Genomic DNA, 15,778 nt, shown 5'->3' with positions numbered 1-15,778 from the left:
GGCTGTTCCGGGACAGCGCAATCGTCGCCCACCGCAATCTGCTGACCATCCTGCGCGTGCCCACGCTGCTGGTGACCGCGACGATCCAGCCGCTGATGTTCGTGTTCCTGTTCGCCTACATCTTCGGCGCCTCACTGGGCGGGGGCCAGTACCGGGAGTTCCTGCTCGCGGGCATCTTCACCCAGACGGTCGCGTTCAACGCCGCGTTCACCACGGTCGGACTGGCCGGGGACCTGCAGAAGGGCATCATCGACCGGATGCGGGCGCTGCCGATGTCGCGGCTGGCCGTGCTGATGGGCCGCACGCTGTCGGACCTCGTGGTGAACATCCTGAGCCTGGCGGTGATGGTCGGATGCGGGTACGTGGTGGGCTGGCGCATCCACGGCAGCGTCACCGATGCCGTGCTGGCGTTCGCGGTGATCCTGCTGTTCGCGTTCGCGATGTCCTGGATCGGCGCCCTGACCGGTTTGCTGTCACCGACCGTCGAGGTGGCGCAGAGCGCCGGGCTGATCTGGCTGTTCCCGCTGACGTTCATCTCCTCGGCGTTCATCTCGGCCGAGACGCTGCCCGGCCCGCTGCGCACGATCGCCGAGTGGAATCCGATCACCGCGGTCTCGGCGGCGGGACGCAAGTTGTTCGACAACGACTCGCCGCCCACGTTCGTCCCGCCCACCGGCTGGGCCGCCGACCATTGCGTCGAGTACGCGGTGGCCTGCTCGGTGGCGATCCTCGTGGTAGCCGTGCCGCTGGCGCTGCTGCGCTACCGCAAGGTGGCCAGTCGCTGACCGGCGTGCGAGACACGAACGGCCGCCGCATCCGACGATGCGGCGGCCGTTTTCCGTGAAGCGCGGACCGTCAGGCGCGGCGGCGGGTCTTGAGCAGTTCGAGGCGCTCCTTGAGCAACTCCTCGAGCTCCTCCTTGCTGCGACGCTCCAGCAGCATGTCCCAGTGCGTGCGCGGCGGCTTGACCTTCTTGGTCTCCTGGCTGGTGCCCTCGATCAGCACGCCCTCCTGGCCGTTGCGGCACAGCCAGGTCGGCGGGATCTCGGCGTCGTCGGCGAAGGGAACGTCGAATTCCTCGCCGTTGTCGGTCCGGTACCGGGCGATCCGACGCGGAGCCAGGTCGTGGTCGCGATCGGTCTCGTAGCTCACCGCTCCGAGCCGACTGCCTCGGAGTACGCGATCTGCCATGGTGTGCCTCTCCCTGTGTGCTCGAGTCTTCGTGCGCTGCGACCGTGTCCGCACGAGTGCGCGGGGCACCCGCCGGACCTTATGTACAACGATCGGGCCTGCGCCGATAGTTCCCGACGCGGCCGCGGTGAACCGTTCCATTGTAGTGCCCGCGTCGCGCGGGCCTCGCCACGCCCGATGCCGGGTGATTCGCGCCGGGGGTCGCTGAGCGGAACGCGGGTGGCGAGCGATTAGTGTTCTGCGTCATGTCGCGCCGCTTGTCCTGCCAGTGGTGTGGGCGGGAGATCGTGGAATCGGAGGCCGGCCGCCGTCGCCGGTACTGCCGCCAGTCCTGTCGCCAACGCGCCTACGAACACCGCAACAGCTTGAAGGGAACCGGGATTCCCGACGACGCGGTTGTACTCAGTGCCCAGGAGGCCGCCGACCTGGCCGATCGCTGGTTCGCGGCCCGCTGCGCCGCCGAGGACGTCGCCACCGCCATCGGGGAGGGCGCGACGCCCGAGGAACTGGCCGCGCTCGGCCGGACTCTGGTCGCGCTCACCCGTGACGCGGAACGTCTGCGCTGACCGTGTGGCGGTGCGCGGCTCCGGGGTCGCGATGGCGGAGGTACACCGCACCGAGCAGTGCTCCGACGGTCGCGACGAGCCCGCTTGCCGCGAGCCAGGTGGCCCGGTCCGGGTGGATCAGCGACTGAGCGCGCATCGCCTGCCAGAAGACCAGCGCCAGCAGACCGGCGTACCCGGCCGCGAGCACACCCACGACGGCCGCGCGGGCGCGTTCCGTACGCAGCCAGCGGTAGCGCGGCGCGAGCCAGGCGAGGGTGACGGCCACCACCAGCAGCACTTGGATGCCGTGCAGTCCGACGAAGTGCGCCACGCGCAGGTCACCGCCGACGGTGCTCCAGTGCGTGATCGGCATACCGCCCATGGCGTCGCGCGGCGCGAGATCGCCCGGATCGGCGACGACGGTGTGCCCGGCGGCCAATTCGACGATCCGTCCGGCGCTGTCGCGCACGAGCTGCTTTCCGGTGAAACCCATCAGGTAACCCAGCGCCATGCCGGCGACGGCCAGCGCCAGGCCTGCGTGGATGGCCCGTGCCACCGGGCGGTCCACCAGTCGCTGCCAGGCCAGGATCAGCACGATGAGCAGGTTCGCGAGGAACAGGCCGGGCACCCCGGAGGCGAAGACGACCTGACCGATCGAGTTCACCGGGTCGTCCTCGGTGTTGAAGTGGCTGAATGTGCCACGGGCCGCCTGCAATACGATGAAACCGACATCGATGAACCCGGTCACCGCGAACACCGTGCCGAGCCACCAGGTGGCGCGGCTTCCCTTGTGCGGCAACGACAGCAGCCATGCGAGGGTGAGGCTGTAGAGGAAGAACGCGAGGCCGAACTTCATCGGCTTGAGCCAGACCGACTCGCCGAGCAATTGGCGGTTGTCGACCGCCATCGCCGCGAGGGAGAACAAGACGAGCGCGGCCATCGCGGCCACCGTGCCGAGCAGCGGTCGATGCAGCCGCGCGCCCATCGCCGCCTTCGTGCTCGGGACCGACCGCGGCGCTGACGACCCGTCCTGGGTCACGGCGACGAAACGTGTTGTGGACATGCACCGAAAGTAGGAATCGCGCACGCTGTGCGGCGTCCCGCCGCGGCGCTATTCGCGTCTAGTACCTCGGTACCGGGTCGCTCTCGCGGGCGCTACTGCGGGGGCGGACGAACCAAGCCGCAGCGGGTCTGGAGGGCGAGGGGAAAAGAAGCGGGCCGCGAACGCGTCGTTGCGTTCGCGGCCCGTCGCGGGCGACGGCATTGTCGCCGAGTTCATTTCGCGAGCCCCTCATGTCCCGCGAGAAGGATCGGGATCAGTCCTCGGGGGCATGCCCGACGTCGATGCCGCGCTCGGCCAGCCAGGGCTGCGGATCGATCTTCACGCCGTCGGGCAGATGGACTTCGTAGTGCAGGTGCGGGCCGGTGGAGTTGCCCCGGTTGCCGACCGTCGCGATGACGTCGCCCGCGCGGACCGGCTGGCCGACGTCGACCAGGATGTCGTTGACGTGGCCGTAGACGCCGACGGTGCCGTCGTCCTGTTGCACGCGCACCCACAGGCCGAAGCCGGAAGCGGGGCCTGCCTCGATCACGACGCCGTCGGTCACCGTGGCGATCGGCGCGCCGAGCGGGTCACCGAAATCCAGGCCGGCGTGCATCGCGCCCCAGCGAGCGCCGAAATTCGAGGTGAGCACACCGGCCACCGGGCGGACGGTCTTCGGGCGGATGAACTCCTGCGCGGCGCGGTTCGGATCCCAGGGCACCGGCGCAGCCTCCGGCGCGGGGTTGTCGGGCGGGGTGAAGAGGGCGAACTGAGCTGTGCCCTCGGCCGGGGGGATCTCGCCCGACGCGATCTTCCCGGCGACGAGCCGGGCGGACGCGTCGGTGTCCGGGTCCTGCTGTGCTGCGGCGATGATGCCGAAGGAGGCGGTGACGACCGCGGCGGCGGCGACCACTCGGGTGACGGTGCGGTCGCGGCGTAATCGGGTCACGCCGCGACGGATCTGTAACGGAAAGGTCACGGGCATGGAGTCGAACGTACGGTAGCTGCCGCACCGGTCCGCTATCTTGTGGCAACCATCACCGGCGGTAAAAGCCCAGCTCGACGGTCACGGCGAGGTAACGAAATGTGGGTGTGACCCGTGCGAGCTGGGAATATGCCGCCTTTCCCAGCATTTGACCGGTGAAACGCCCGACGCCCACACTGTGTGAGTGGCGACTAATGGAGTTCAGGCCTTGACCGCGCTCGCGGACCCGACCCGCCGCGCGATCTTCGAGGCCTTGCCGCAGGCCGCGCGCTCGGTCGGTGAACTCGCGCACGAAGTCGGTGTGACCAGTTCGGCGGTCTCCCAGCATCTGCGTGTGCTGCGCGATGCGCGGTTGGTCATGATGCGGCCGGAAGGCAACCGGCGGCTGTATTCGCTGGACCCGCGCGGTCTCGCCGACGCCCGCGACTACCTGGAGCAGTTCTGGCCGAGTGCGCTCGCTTCCTACTCCGCGGCGCTCAGAACCGCCGCGACGGCGGAAGCCTGACCGCGGAGGAACCGGGCGCCGCGATCGGCTCCCCGAATGGCGCCGGGGCGGCAGCGGTCAGCCGACGCGCCGATACGCCGCCTTACGGCGGTCGGAGCCCGTGCCGGGCCAGTTGCGCTTGCTCAGCTGCTTGTCGACGGCATTGATCACTTCGGTGACCCCGATCTGCAGCAGACCCGGGTCGGGGGTGTCGGCGTCCGGGTCGCCGACGTGGCCGGTCCACAGCACCGCGTGCCGGCCGAGCAGGTGCGCGGGCGGACCGGCCCGCCGGGGCGGGGTGGGGCCGAACAGCAGCACGGTGCGGGTGCCGAACGCCGTGGCCAGGCCTACGACCCCGGTGTCCCCGCAGATCACCAGGGCGGCCTCGGCGACGGTGGCGGCCAAGTCGATGAGGTTCTGCTCGCCGGCGAGCACCCGGCCGACGGGCAACCCCGCCCGGGCGGCGATGCCCAGCGCGAGCTGGCGTTCGTATTCGTCGCCGGTGATGACCACTTCGCGCCCGAGCATCAACAGGTGCCGGACCACCGCGGCGAAACGATCGGGCGGCCAGCGGCGGGCCGGTGCGCCCGCGCCGACGTGCACGACCACACAGTCGCGGCGGCTGGTCGTCGACACCGGTGGAACCAGTCCGAGATTGCGGCGATCCGCTCCGATGCCGCCGTACTCCAGCAGATGACACCAGCGGTCGACCTCGTGCATGTCGGGTTCCCATTCCGGGCCGGACAGCTCGGGGAACGCGGCGTTGCGAAAGGAGAGGATGCGTCCGGGCCGGGTCTTGGACAGCGCGACGATGCCTTCGGCGCTCGCGCCGTGCAGGTTGACCGCCAACTCGGGGGGCGGCGCGTCCCAGCGGAGGTTGCCCGGATCGGTAGTGGGCGCCAGCGCGTCGACCGAGGCGATCAGATCGACGATCGGCTTCAGTCGCTGCGGGGCCGCCAAAACGATGCGATCGTGCGGTTTGGCCCGGCGCAGTGCGCGGAGAGCCGGGACCGCGGTGAGGAGGTCACCCAGCCCACGCGCCTGCAACACGAGCAGAACCGCCACCCTCTTCTCCTAGCCACCCGAGTCTCACCGAACCCCGACCCACCCGTTCACCCCCGGGGGCGCCAACGAAGAGTCACTCAGAGATGACTACCCGACCGCGTGGGCGGCGAAACGTGAACTCCGGGCAACGCCGCGGTACCGGCCGATCCAGGATGTTGCGGCCCACTGGGCAAATGGTCAGAAAACGCGAGGGTGTGAGCTATAGCATCAATGCATGACGACAAACAGCGTGGTAGAGGGTCCCCTGCAGTCTCTTGCCCGCCGTGCGTGGCAAACGATTCTGCTCACCGGCATTCTGGCGGTGATCCTCGGCATCCTGATCCTGGTCTGGCCGGGCATCACCCTGCTGGCGGCAGGCGTCATTTTCGGCGTGTACCTCGTGGTCACCGGTTTCCTGCAGCTGATCGCGGCCTTCGGAGCGCCCGGCGGGGCCGGTCTGCGGGTGCTGTCGTTCATCATCGGGGTGCTGTCCATCGTGGTCGGCGTCTTCTGCTTCCGCGACGAGTTGGCCTCGATCCTGCTGCTCGGGTTGTGGATCGGCATCGGCTGGCTGTTCCGCGGGATCGCGCTGCTGGTAGCCGCGATCTCCGAACCCGGGATGCCGGGGCGCTGGTGGCAGGTGTTCTTCGGTGTCGTGACCGCGGCCGCCGGCGTCGTGCTGATCGTCTGGCCGGTGCGGTCGGTGGCCACGCTGGCCGTCCTGGCGGGGGTGTGGCTGATCATCCTCGGCATCATGGAGATCGTCGTGGCATTCGGGGTTCGTAAGGACACCGCGGCGATCGGCGCCGCGCACGCCGCCGCCTGATCGCGGAAACGCTCGGCCGGGTGCTACCTGCGCCCGGCCGGGCGATGCCGTGCCTCCCTGCGTCTCGACCTGCACGGTTCCGTCCCGCTGGAACTCGTGACAGAATCACAGGCGCATTTTCACGAGACGTCGGCTTCGGGGTTGGTCGACATCGAAAAGAACTGGAGGCACGAATGATTCGTACTGCTGGGTTTGTCGGTGCGCTGGCCCTGGCGGGGGCCGCGGCCATGCTGTCGGCGGGGACGGCGCAGGCCGCGGTCGGAACGCTGTCGATCAACGGTGAGCTGCACGCGGATCCGGTGGGCTGCTTGAACACCGACGGCACCTTCTACACCACGTTCCAGATCACCGTCGTCAACAGCACCGATCGTGCCGTCACGCTGTACTCCGGCCGGGACTGCACCGGCTCCGTGGTCGGCGAGCTGCCGGTGGAGAAGATCGGCTACCTGCCCAAGGGTGGCAGCGTCTCCGTCAGCTGACAAGTGACCGAGGTGGCGGCCGAGGCGGGATACCGCCTCGGCCGCTTTCTGCTGTTGCGACCCGGCCGCGTGAACACCGCTTCGCCGCCTGATCGCCCGAACTCGCGGACGGCGCCGATCCGGTGTCCCGGATCAGCGCCGTGTTCCGTTCAGCGCGTGCGCGGCCAATCGCCCGCGCTCGGCACCGCGGACTCCGCGGTCGCCTGCACCGGAATCGGCGCGGTGACGGCCGCACGGCGGCGGCCGCGCGGATCCCACACCATCGCCGTTGCCGCTGTGCCCAACAGGACGGCGACGATCATCGCCACAACGCACCACACCAACACTGCCATGCCTCCCGGGCATCACCCATCCGGCTGACAGACTGCGTTGGCTTACCAAGGCGGACAGTTGTTTTCGAGTCGTGCACAGTATCGCCCGAGCGAGAGGCCGACGCGAGTCGGCGGTGGCCGCCGCACGGCGCGACCGAAGCCGCCATCGACGTCTGCCCGGCCCCTCGCACCAGCGCGGACGCCGGTTCCTCTGTGCGGTATGGCTCCGGTGTGGTCGGCGCGGGAGACGAGGATCACGGCGTGCCACTGGAGACCTGGTATGTGGGCCGGGTCTCGGTCACCCGTCGGCGCACCCGTTCGCTGTGCGGCGCGGATGTCCACCATCGGCTCGGCGACCGTGGCGCCGCCACATCCGTCCGCCACGTCGACCACCACGTGCGCCGACAAGCGTGCAGCCTGCCTGTTTGCCCACTTCCCGCTGGGGTAGCACGGGGGCGAAGGTATCCACTACCAGCGGAAAGGGTCGGCTCGGCGATGTCTACTACTTCCCCACCAGGCGCGACAACGGATCGGCGGTCTCCTCTTCAGGTCGCCGCCATGGCCGTAGGAGCCGTATTCCTCCTGGTCGGCATCCTCGGATTCATTCCGGGGATCACCACCGACTACAGCGAACTCGACTGGGCGGGACATCACTCCCAGGCTCAGTTGCTCGGTTTGTTCAGCGTGTCCGTGCTGCACAACGTGGTCCATCTGGCTTTCGGGGTTGCCGGAGTGCTGGCCGCACGCGCCGCCGCATCGGCGCGCGCGTACCTCATCGGCGGCGGTGTGGTCTATCTGATCCTGTGGCTGTACGGACTCGTCGTGAACCCCGACAGCGACGCCAACTTCGTGCCGCTCGACACGGCGGACAACTGGCTGCACTTCGCGCTGGGTGCCGGCATGATCGCCCTGGGAGTGATCTTGGCTCGGCGGCCCGCGACCCAAGCGCCCGGAGCGGGCAGGCAGTCCGGGATTCTGGAATAGCGCGCGCCCGACCCAGCCCGATCGAGTCGCCCGCGGGATGACGGAAGGCGGTGGAGCGGGGGCCTCCGGTAGCGGGAAGTTGGCGCAGGGCGCTTCGACACCGCCCCTCGACTAGAACGTGTTCTAGTCGAGGGGCGGTGTCTTGCTGCTGGGAGATTACCACCGAGCCAATGGATCTCGGCGTCGGTCCGCGAGCCCGGCAATGCCGGAGGGGCGGCGATACGCTCGACGGGTGGCCGTGTCCGGCCCGGGAAAAAGTTGCACTTGTCGCATCCCGCACATGTTGACATCAGCTGCTGTAGACAACATATGATGTCAATACCTTGCTCAGCCCGTTGCTCGATGCGCCGACGCCGCTCGAGCCGTGGGAGTGCAGGCGCTTCGACCACTTCAGCAACGACCGCGCCGAGGGAGTACCGATGAGGGGCAAACCACCCGCGCTGGGATATCTCCGCAAGGACGTCTCGGGTGTGTCCCAGGATTGGGACGAAGCGCAGATGCGGAGTCTGGCGAAGCGGCTCGGTTACGAGCTGTGCAAGACCGTGACCTTCGGCGCCGCTACCGACGCACCGGTCGATCGCCTGGTCGAAGCCGCCCGCACCTTCGGTGTCGATGCGGTCATCGCACCCGGGCTGCAGCACTTCGGCAACGCGGTACCGGCCGAACTCGTCGAGGTGTGCGACCTGATCACGGTCACCCCCCAGCAGACGTACTCCCGCTCGGCGCTGTCGCGCATCTGGGCGTAGTCCGCCCGGTGCCGGGGAGCGTTCTCAGCCGACGGCCAGGCCTGCGCCGATAGCGATGCGGGTCGCTCGACGTGGTCTCAGTGTCGATGATCCGGGCTTCCCGGCTATGGCGCGAGCGGGCCGCGTCGTCGAAGTCGTCACCGACGCCCACGTGGAGACCTATCACCCCTGGTGGCGAAGTGCGGCCGGTCGAGCGTAGGCGGTTGTCGCGACAGGGACGGATAGGCTGGCGGTATGTCGGAGACGGTGTCACCCAACGGATCCTCGGTCGCGCTCGTGCTCGGTGGAGGTGGTCCGGTCGGCCTCGCATGGTTGGCGGGATTGGCTACCGGGCTGCGCGACAGTGGAATCGATTTGTCCCTGGCCGACCGGTTCGTCGGCACCTCGGCCGGTGCGGTGGTCGGCGCGGTCCTGGCCGACGGCGGTGATCCGGCGCGTTTGCTGCGGCCGTCGACATCGGCGCCGGTACAGGCGGATCCGGCGCGGATGGCGGAGATATTCGCCGTCCTGCGCGCCCCCGGGCAGGATCCCGCCCAGGCGCGCCGCCGGGCGGGTGAGCTGGCGCTGGCCGCGCAGGTGGGTGATCCGGACGAGCACATCGCGCGCATGGGTGGGCTGGCCGGTGTGGCGCAGTGGCCCGCGCGCGATCTGGTCGTCACGGCGATCGATATCACCACCGGCGAGTTGCGGGCGTGGACCAGGGACGGCGCGGCGTCGTTGCCCGCCGCGCTGGCGTCGAGCACCGCGGTGCCGGGCGTCTTCCCGCCGATTCCGATCGACGGCCGCCACTACATCGACGGCGGGTTGCGCTCCCCGGTCAACGCGGACCTGGCCGCGGGCGCGGACGTCGTGGTGATCGTCGAACCCCTGGCGCACATGTTCCCGCGCATCACCAGCGATCGTGAATTGGGTTCGGCCACAGAAATTTCCATAGTGCCCGACGATGACGCCATCACTGTGTTCGGGCTCGACGTGTTCGACCCGGCCGCGCTGGCCCCCGCCCATGCGGCCGGTGTGCGCCAGTCCGCCGAGGCGGCGCTGCGACTGAAGGACGTCTGGCCGAACCCCTGACCCGGTGTGCATCCGCTGTCGCGAGTAAGGGAGACCCTGCGGACTCTTGGTGTGCCCGCGGCTGGTGGGGCCTTCCGCACGGGCGAACGGATCATCTGGTCTCGCTCCGCTATGACCCGGCTTCCTCCGGTGCGTATCCGAGGATGCCCTTGATCTCCAGGTAGTCGTGAAATCCGAATTCACCCCACTCGCGGCCGTTTCCGCTCTTGCGGTAACCGCCGAAGGGGGCGTGGAAGTCGAAGGCGTCGTTGATGGTGATCCAGCCCGACCGGATGCGGCGGGCTATGGCGCGGGCCTGGTCCAGATCGGCGCCCGCGACATTGCCCGCCAGTCCGTACTCGGTGTCGTTGGCGATCTCGACGGCGTGGTCGACGCTGTCGTAGCCGAGGATGGTCAGCACCGGGCCGAAGATCTCCTCGCGGGCGATGGTCATGTCGTTGGTGACGTTCGCGAACACGGTGGGCCGCACGTAGTAGCCCTTGGTGAGTCCGTCGGGGCGGCCGGTGCCGCCAATCACCAGCGTGGCTCCCTCGTCGATGCCCTTCTGAATGAACGCCTGGATCTTGTCGAATTGCGAACCGGAGACGACGGGGCCCAGCGCCGCATCCCCGGTGGGGTCGCCCACGCTGAGCTGGGCCGCGGCTCGGCGGGCGGTGTCGATGGCCTCGTCCATGCGGGCGCGGGGGACCAGCATGCGTGACAGCGCGCTGCAGGTCTGGCCGGAGTTCATCATCATCGGGCCGATCGCGGCGGCGACATTGGTGCTGAAGTCCGCGTCGTCGAGCACGATGTTCGCGCTTTTGCCGCCCAGCTCCTGGGTGACCCGCTTGACGCTGGGCGCGGCATGGCGCGCGATCTCGATGCCCGCGCGGGTGGAGCCGGTGAAGGAGATCAGATCCACGTCCGGATGCGCCGCCAGCGGCACCCCGACGCTGGGACCGTCGCCCTGGACCAGATTGAAGACGCCGGCGGGAACGTCTGCGGCATCGAGGATCTCGGCGAAGATCTGCCCGGTGAACGGCGAGCGTTCCGACGGCTTGAGCACCGTCGTGCACCCAGTGGCGATGGCGGGGAACACCTTCACGGCGATCAGGCTCATCGGCCAGTTCCAGGGCGTGATGAGGCCGCACACGCCGATGGGCTCCTTGACCACCAGGGTGGCGCCGCGCCGCTGCTCGAAGGCGAAATTCTCCAGGACTTCGATGGCGGTCGACAGGTGCCCGGCCCCGAGGTCGACCTGGAATCCGCAGGCCAGCGCGCTCGGTGCGCCCATCTCCTCGGTCAGCGCAGCGGCGAGGTCGCCCGCGCGTTTGCCGTACTCCGCGCCGATGGCGCGCAGCAACCCGATCCGCTCCGGCACCGAGGATGCCGACCAGGCGGGAAACGCCGCGCGGGCGGCCGAGACCGCGCGGTCGACGTCCGCGGCCGAGCCGTTGGCGACCGTGCCGCACACCGCTTCGGTCGCCGGGTTCACGACTTCGAAGGACCGCGCCTCGGCCGGGTCGACCCAGGCGCCGTCGATGTAGAACTGGGAATACTCGCGCATGACTACTGTGTCCCTTCCGCGTACCAGGTGCGGAACTCGTCGTAACTCGGCATCTCCTCGGAGTTCGCCTTCGGATCGACGGCCACGTGGATGACGCCCGGTTTGCCGCTGGCGTACGCCCGTTTGACGGCGGGGGCGATGTCCTGGTCGTGGTCGACGAATTCGCCGTAGCAGCCGAAGCCCTCGGCGACCTTGTCCAGGCGGGTGTCGGTGCTCCAGTGCGTACCGGTCTCCAGCGAGCCGGGCCCGAAAAGCCCCTTGTAGACCCCGACTTCGAGGCCCCACGCGTAGTCCACGGCCACCACGCAGACCAGCGGAAGGTGCAGCCGCGCCGCGGTCTCCAGTTCGCCGATGTGGAACAGGAACGACGAGTCGCCGGTGACCAGCATGACCGGCCGCTTCCCGCCCTCGGCCACCGAGGCGCCGATGGCATAGGGCAACCCGGTGCCGAGGTGACCGAAGTTCTGGTTCCAGATCACGTCGTGCGGCTTGGCCTGCGAATAGGTCCAGCCGAAGATCGTGGTGGCGCCACCGTCGCGGACCATGATGCCGTCGGAGGGGAACACTCCGGTCGCCTCGACGACGAGTCGCGCGGGGTGTACCGGGGACCGGCCCGACGGCGCCGTTTCGGACAGTTCGGCGAGCCGGGCGGCGTCCTGCTCGATCCAGCCCGCGAGCTCGGGCGACGGCGTGCGAGGCGTGTCCTCCAGCGCCTCGACCAGCTGCGGGACGATCGCGCGCAGGTCACCGACGAGCGGAACATCGATGGGGCGATTGACCCCGATGGCCTCGGGATTCTGTTCCACCAGAATCCATTTCCGGTTCGCCTCGTTGGCCACCCAGTGCCGGCCCACCCCGTAGTGGACGGGTTCACCGAGTTCGGTGCCGACGGCCAGGCACAGATCCGACCGGACCACCGCATCGATGGACGACGGCGAGAAGCCGTAAGCGAAGGTGCGGTCCTCGAGTCCCTCGATATACGAGGTACCGCCGGAGGTCTGGATGACCGGGCAGGCCATCAGCTCGGCGAGCGCGCGCACCGAGTCCCCGGCGCGCGTGGTGTGCACGCCGTGCCCGACGAGCAGGACCGGCTGTCGCGCCGCGCGGATCAGCCGCGCCGCCTCCTCGATCCGATCTTGGCCCGCGGTCTGGCCGACGAGCCGATACCGGCTGGGCGGCAGAGGTTCTGGAACATCGAGTTCCTCTTGGATGATGTGCTTGGGCCACTCGATGTAGACCGGCCCTGGTGTTCCGGTGAGTGCCCGGCGCAAGCCCTCGCGGATGATCTCGTCGGTCTGGTCGGCGTACTCGATGCTGGCGTGGTACTTCACCGACGGTGCGAAGAGTTCGGCCTGCTTGACGAATTGGATACGCCCGCGCCGCACCCGCTGCTCGGTGATCCGGGCGCGCTGCCCGCCGAGGAAGATCACCGGCGAATTCTCTACCTTCGCGCACATCATCGCGCCCGCCAGATTGGCGACGCCCGGGCCGAGGGTGCCGATGCACACCGCGGCCTTACCGGTCATCCGCGAGACCGCCTCGGCCATGAAACCGGCCGATTCCTCGTGATGGGGCGCGACGACATTCCAGCCGCGTTCCTCGGCGAGGTGGAACATGTGCACGAAATTCGGGTCGGGAATACCGAATATCGTATTGATGCCCTCGGCTTCGAAGAGCTGAAGAATACGTTCGTAGACCTTAACGGGCATGCTGTCCTGCTTCCGTGGCTAGCTCGAAACTCTTCCTGATGTGATCGCTGTGCCCCGAGGGAACGGCAGGCAGAATCCAGGAGCCGGTCGTATCGCGGATCGCGTCGATCCGCTCGCCGATCTCTTCGACCGTCCACGCGGGGCGGTACACCCCGGGCGTCTCGGCGATGTAGGCCCTCGCCACCCGTCCGGCGACCGACACCAGCATCTCGCCGGTGATCGAGCAGGACTCGTGGGCGAGCCAGCCGACGGCCGGTGCCGTCAGTTCCGGTCCCATGGGCGGATAGGACGAGGTGTCGAGTCCGTCGGCCAGTCGCGTCACCGCGGCGGGCACGATGACGTTGCCGAGAATGCCGAATTCGGCTCCCTCCAGGGCGATCACATTCGACAGGCCGATCATGCCCGCCTTCGACATGGCGTAGTTGGCCACGCCCTTGTTGCCGTACAGGCCGCCGATGGACGAGGTGAGCACCACGCGGCCGTAACCCGCCTCGGCCATGACCGGGAACGCGGGCCGGACGACGTGGAACGCACCGCGCAGGTGCACGTCGAGCACCGCGTCGAAATCCTCGTAGCTCAGTTGCCGCAGCGAACCGTAGCGGACGTTGCCCGCGTTGTGCACGAGGATGTCCAGGCGGCCGTACCGGTCGAGCGCCGTGTCGATGATCGCGCGCCCGCCTTCGGGGGTGGCCACCGACTCGGTGCAGACGGCGGCGGTGCCGCCCGCCGCTTCGATCTCGGCGACCACCTCCGCGGCCGGGTTCGCCTCGACGCTGTCGCCGCGCACGCTGCTGCCGAGGTCGTTGACCACCACCTTGGCGCCCTTGGAGGCGAGCAGCAGGGCATAAGCGCGGCCCAATCCCCTTCCGGCGCCGGTGATCACGGCCACGCGATCGTCGAATCTGAGTTCTGGCAAGGTGGTCCTCTCACAGGTGCTTCGTGATGGCGGGGGCTCGTCACTCGCCCAGGACGAGACCCTCCAACCGGCCGGTGTCGCGCCAGTCCCGCAGCAGGTCCTCGAGCACGTAGAAGCCACCCCAGAAGGGGTCACCGAGGAACGACCGCCCGTTCGGTTCGCCCTCGCTGTTGTAGTAGCCCGGGGTGCATTCCCGGACGAAGTTGCTGTTGTCGAACGAATTGGCCCGGATGGTCGCGATCCACGCCTCCTCGGCCTCCGCGCTGGGCTCCACCGTGCTGGCCCCCCGCGCCAGGGCTTCGGAGATGATGTAGGCGATGTGATCGGCCTGCTGCTCGAACATCCGCGTGGTGGACGCGGTCACCCCGCCCTGGACGAACCCGGTCGCGAAGTGATTCGGGAACCCGTGCGACATGATCCCGTGCAGGGTGCGGAATCCCGCGCTCCAGTGCTCGTAGAGCGACCGGCCGCCGCGCCCGGCGAACGGCTGGATGGCGAGCCTGCGGTCGATGTCGCTGCTGATCTCGAAGCCGCTGGCGAAGACGATGCAATCGACCTCGTATTCGACACCGCGCGCGACGATGCCCTTCGCCGTGATGCGCTCCACCCCTTTGGTGTCCGAGACATCGATGAGCGTGACGTTCGGGCGGTTGAACGCAGGCAGGTAGTTGTCGCTGAAGCCCGGCCGTTTGCACAGGTGCCGGTAGTACGGCTTGAGCGCCCCGGCCGTCGCCTCGTCCGTCACGATCTCCTCCACGCGGCGGCGCACACGCTCCATCGCGCGGTAATCCTCGGCCTCCTTGAGCTCCATGACCTTCAGCGGATTCGTCGCCAGTTCGGCCCAGCCGCCGGTGGCGTCCAGGTGGGCGGCCACATTGCGGGCGACCTCGGTCCAGCCGTCGCAGATCAGGTCCGGCTCGCCCGGGGAGTAGAACGCGTAGGCGGCGTTGTGGAAGTTGCGCTGCCGCTCCTCCCGCCAGCCCGGCCGCAGCGAGTTCACCCATTCGGGGTCGGTCGCGGTGTTGCCGCGCTCGAAGATGTAGGACGGCGTCCGCTGGAACACGTACAGGTGTCCGGCGCCTTCGGCCAGATGTGGGATCGTCCCGATACCACTGGCGCCGGTGCCGATGATGGCCACCTTCTTGTCGCCGAGCTTGTCCAGGCCGCCCTTCAGCGTGCCGCCGGTGTACGCGTAGTCCCAACGCGCGGTGTGGAACGTGTGGCCCTGGAACTGCGTGATGCCGGGGATGCCGGGCAGTTTCGGCCGGTTGTACGGACCCTGGCACATCACGATGAACCGGGCGCGGATGTCGTCGCCCCGGTTGGTCGCGATGCGCCACCGTCCGATCTGCTCGTCCCATTCCAGCGATCGGATCAGCGTGTGGAAGATCGCCTTCTCGTACAGGCCGAAGTGCTTGCCGATGCGCTGGGCGTGTTCGTAGCACTCGTCGCCGAAGGAGAACTTCTCTTTCGGCATGTAGCCGGTCTCCTCGAGCAACGGCAGATAGCAGTAACTGTCCGAGTCGACCTGGATGCCGGGGTAGCGATTCCAATACCAGACTCCGCCGAAGTCACCGCCCAATTCGATGATCCGGAAATCGTCCACACCGGCCTGCCGCAACCGGTGCGCGGCGATGAGACCCGCGAAACCGCCACCGAGAATCGCCACCTCGATCTCGTCGGTGATCTCGTCTCGCGGCTCGACCGGCGTATACGGATCCTCTTCGTAGTAATCCGCGAATTCGCCCTCGGTCAGCAGATATTGCTTCTGTCCCTCGGGCCGCAGGCGCTTGTCGCGTTCGGCGAGATATTTCGCGCGGAGGACATCCCGATCGACATCGGGCGTCACCGTGGGCTTGCACTCTTGCATTCGGATTCCTGGGTCTCTGTCTCGGTCAT

General features: G+C 68.5%; 17 protein-coding genes. 8 read left to right on the top strand and 9 right to left on the bottom strand.

All coding sequences use genetic code 11. The annotated features are described in order from the left end of the window. Positions 1-2 precede the first annotated feature (2 nt). Entirely contained in the window at positions 3-785 is a 783-nt protein-coding gene (locus ABZ803_RS01965; RefSeq protein ID WP_040870144.1) for an ABC transporter permease, read from the top strand. A 70-nt stretch (positions 786-855) separates the two neighbouring features. On the opposite strand, the gene ABZ803_RS01960 is transcribed toward ABZ803_RS01965, so the two are convergent. Then, positions 856-1,191: an RNA polymerase-binding protein RbpA gene (locus tag ABZ803_RS01960; protein WP_040779429.1), complete on the bottom strand. Its 336-nt coding sequence runs from the start codon at positions 1,189-1,191 to the stop codon at positions 856-858. Between the two features lie 245 nt (positions 1,192-1,436). On the opposite strand from ABZ803_RS01960, the gene ABZ803_RS01955 reads away from it, so the two are divergent. Continuing rightward, complete coding sequence (locus ABZ803_RS01955) at positions 1,437-1,757, top strand: hypothetical protein (RefSeq protein ID WP_040870108.1); 321 nt, start codon at positions 1,437-1,439, stop codon at positions 1,755-1,757. On the opposite strand, the gene ABZ803_RS01950 is transcribed toward ABZ803_RS01955, so the two are convergent. Continuing rightward, complete coding sequence (locus ABZ803_RS01950; protein ID WP_357031483.1) at positions 1,729-2,799, bottom strand: hypothetical protein; 1,071 nt, start codon at positions 2,797-2,799, stop codon at positions 1,729-1,731. The two genes, ABZ803_RS01955 and ABZ803_RS01950, sit on opposite strands and share 29 nt — an antisense overlap. 253 nt (positions 2,800-3,052) lie before the next feature. Then, a complete protein-coding gene (locus ABZ803_RS01945) occupies positions 3,053-3,763 on the bottom strand; it encodes a M23 family metallopeptidase (protein WP_357031480.1) in 711 nt (236 codons plus the stop codon). Positions 3,764-3,947: 184 nt separating this feature from the next. Here ABZ803_RS01945 and ABZ803_RS01940 point away from each other — a divergent pair, with 184 nt between their 5' ends. Then, complete coding sequence (locus ABZ803_RS01940) at positions 3,948-4,268, top strand: metalloregulator ArsR/SmtB family transcription factor (protein ID WP_040867126.1); 321 nt, start codon at positions 3,948-3,950, stop codon at positions 4,266-4,268. A gap of 57 nt (positions 4,269-4,325) precedes the next feature. Here ABZ803_RS01940 and ABZ803_RS01935 read toward each other — a convergent pair whose 3' ends face one another. Then, positions 4,326-5,312 (bottom strand): glycosyltransferase family 9 protein, encoded by a 987-nt coding sequence (locus ABZ803_RS01935; RefSeq protein WP_357031476.1) that lies wholly within the window; start codon positions 5,310-5,312, stop codon positions 4,326-4,328. A 214-nt stretch (positions 5,313-5,526) separates the two neighbouring features. Between ABZ803_RS01935 and ABZ803_RS01930 the strand changes: the two genes are divergently transcribed. Next, positions 5,527-6,117: a DUF308 domain-containing protein gene (locus tag ABZ803_RS01930; protein WP_357031473.1), complete on the top strand. Its 591-nt coding sequence runs from the start codon at positions 5,527-5,529 to the stop codon at positions 6,115-6,117. A 173-nt stretch (positions 6,118-6,290) separates the two neighbouring features. Then, positions 6,291-6,596, top strand: coding sequence for a hypothetical protein (locus ABZ803_RS01925; RefSeq protein WP_040871783.1), 306 nt, complete (start codon positions 6,291-6,293; stop codon positions 6,594-6,596). A 149-nt stretch (positions 6,597-6,745) separates the two neighbouring features. Here ABZ803_RS01925 and ABZ803_RS01920 read toward each other — a convergent pair whose 3' ends face one another. Beyond that, the gene (locus ABZ803_RS01920) at positions 6,746-6,928 is read right to left on the bottom strand and encodes a hypothetical protein (protein WP_357031470.1); all 183 of its coding nucleotides are present in this window, start codon (positions 6,926-6,928) and stop codon (positions 6,746-6,748) included. Between the two features lie 537 nt (positions 6,929-7,465). Here ABZ803_RS01920 and ABZ803_RS01915 point away from each other — a divergent pair. From ABZ803_RS01915 to ABZ803_RS01905, 3 genes are all read left to right on the top strand, one after another. Further along, entirely contained in the window at positions 7,466-7,891 is a 426-nt protein-coding gene (locus ABZ803_RS01915; protein ID WP_357031467.1) for a DUF4383 domain-containing protein, read from the top strand. Between the two features lie 419 nt (positions 7,892-8,310). Continuing rightward, entirely contained in the window at positions 8,311-8,637 is a 327-nt protein-coding gene (locus ABZ803_RS01910) for a hypothetical protein (protein ID WP_357031464.1), read from the top strand. 234 nt (positions 8,638-8,871) lie between these two features. Beyond that, positions 8,872-9,708 (top strand): patatin-like phospholipase family protein, encoded by an 837-nt coding sequence (locus tag ABZ803_RS01905; protein WP_357031462.1) that lies wholly within the window; start codon positions 8,872-8,874, stop codon positions 9,706-9,708. 109 nt (positions 9,709-9,817) lie between these two features. Here ABZ803_RS01905 and ABZ803_RS01900 read toward each other — a convergent pair whose 3' ends face one another. From ABZ803_RS01900 to ABZ803_RS01885, 4 genes are all read right to left on the bottom strand, one after another. Further along, positions 9,818-11,254, bottom strand: coding sequence for an aldehyde dehydrogenase family protein (locus ABZ803_RS01900; RefSeq protein ID WP_357031459.1), 1,437 nt, complete (start codon positions 11,252-11,254; stop codon positions 9,818-9,820). Between the two features lie 2 nt (positions 11,255-11,256). Next, a complete protein-coding gene (locus ABZ803_RS01895) occupies positions 11,257-12,963 on the bottom strand; it encodes a thiamine pyrophosphate-binding protein (RefSeq protein ID WP_357031456.1) in 1,707 nt (568 codons plus the stop codon). After that, positions 12,953-13,852 (bottom strand): SDR family NAD(P)-dependent oxidoreductase, encoded by a 900-nt coding sequence (locus ABZ803_RS01890; RefSeq protein ID WP_357032625.1) that lies wholly within the window; start codon positions 13,850-13,852, stop codon positions 12,953-12,955. Before ABZ803_RS01890 ends, ABZ803_RS01895 begins: the two co-directional genes overlap by 11 nt. A 67-nt stretch (positions 13,853-13,919) precedes the next feature. Next, positions 13,920-15,749, bottom strand: coding sequence for an NAD(P)/FAD-dependent oxidoreductase (locus tag ABZ803_RS01885; protein WP_357031453.1), 1,830 nt, complete (start codon positions 15,747-15,749; stop codon positions 13,920-13,922). Between the last annotated feature and the right edge of the window lie 29 nt (positions 15,750-15,778).

The sequence above is a fragment of the Nocardia sp. NPDC047648 genome (assembly GCF_040642815.1).
GTDB classification, from domain to species: domain Bacteria; phylum Actinomycetota; class Actinomycetes; order Mycobacteriales; family Mycobacteriaceae; genus Nocardia; species Nocardia gamkensis.
Note: the sequence above shows the minus strand (reverse complement) of the source record. Positions and strands in the feature narration are given on the sequence as shown.

Coding starts and splice junctions, on each gene's coding strand:
- ABZ803_RS01950 (WP_357031483.1), bottom strand. CDS start 2,799: ATGTCCACAACACGTTTCGTCGCCGTGACCCAGGACGGGTCGTCAGCG.
- ABZ803_RS01915 (WP_357031467.1), top strand. CDS start 7,466: ATGGCCGTAGGAGCCGTATTCCTCCTGGTCGGCATCCTCGGATTCATT.
- ABZ803_RS01960 (WP_040779429.1), bottom strand. CDS start 1,191: ATGGCAGATCGCGTACTCCGAGGCAGTCGGCTCGGAGCGGTGAGCTAC.
- ABZ803_RS01920 (WP_357031470.1), bottom strand. CDS start 6,928: ATGGCAGTGTTGGTGTGGTGCGTTGTGGCGATGATCGTCGCCGTCCTG.
- ABZ803_RS01925 (WP_040871783.1), top strand. CDS start 6,291: ATGATTCGTACTGCTGGGTTTGTCGGTGCGCTGGCCCTGGCGGGGGCC.
- ABZ803_RS01905 (WP_357031462.1), top strand. CDS start 8,872: ATGTCGGAGACGGTGTCACCCAACGGATCCTCGGTCGCGCTCGTGCTC.
- ABZ803_RS01900 (WP_357031459.1), bottom strand. CDS start 11,254: ATGCGCGAGTATTCCCAGTTCTACATCGACGGCGCCTGGGTCGACCCG.
- ABZ803_RS01945 (WP_357031480.1), bottom strand. CDS start 3,763: ATGCCCGTGACCTTTCCGTTACAGATCCGTCGCGGCGTGACCCGATTA.
- ABZ803_RS01955 (WP_040870108.1), top strand. CDS start 1,437: ATGTCGCGCCGCTTGTCCTGCCAGTGGTGTGGGCGGGAGATCGTGGAA.
- ABZ803_RS01895 (WP_357031456.1), bottom strand. CDS start 12,963: ATGCCCGTTAAGGTCTACGAACGTATTCTTCAGCTCTTCGAAGCCGAG.
- ABZ803_RS01885 (WP_357031453.1), bottom strand. CDS start 15,749: ATGCAAGAGTGCAAGCCCACGGTGACGCCCGATGTCGATCGGGATGTC.
- ABZ803_RS01930 (WP_357031473.1), top strand. CDS start 5,527: ATGACGACAAACAGCGTGGTAGAGGGTCCCCTGCAGTCTCTTGCCCGC.
- ABZ803_RS01910 (WP_357031464.1), top strand. CDS start 8,311: ATGAGGGGCAAACCACCCGCGCTGGGATATCTCCGCAAGGACGTCTCG.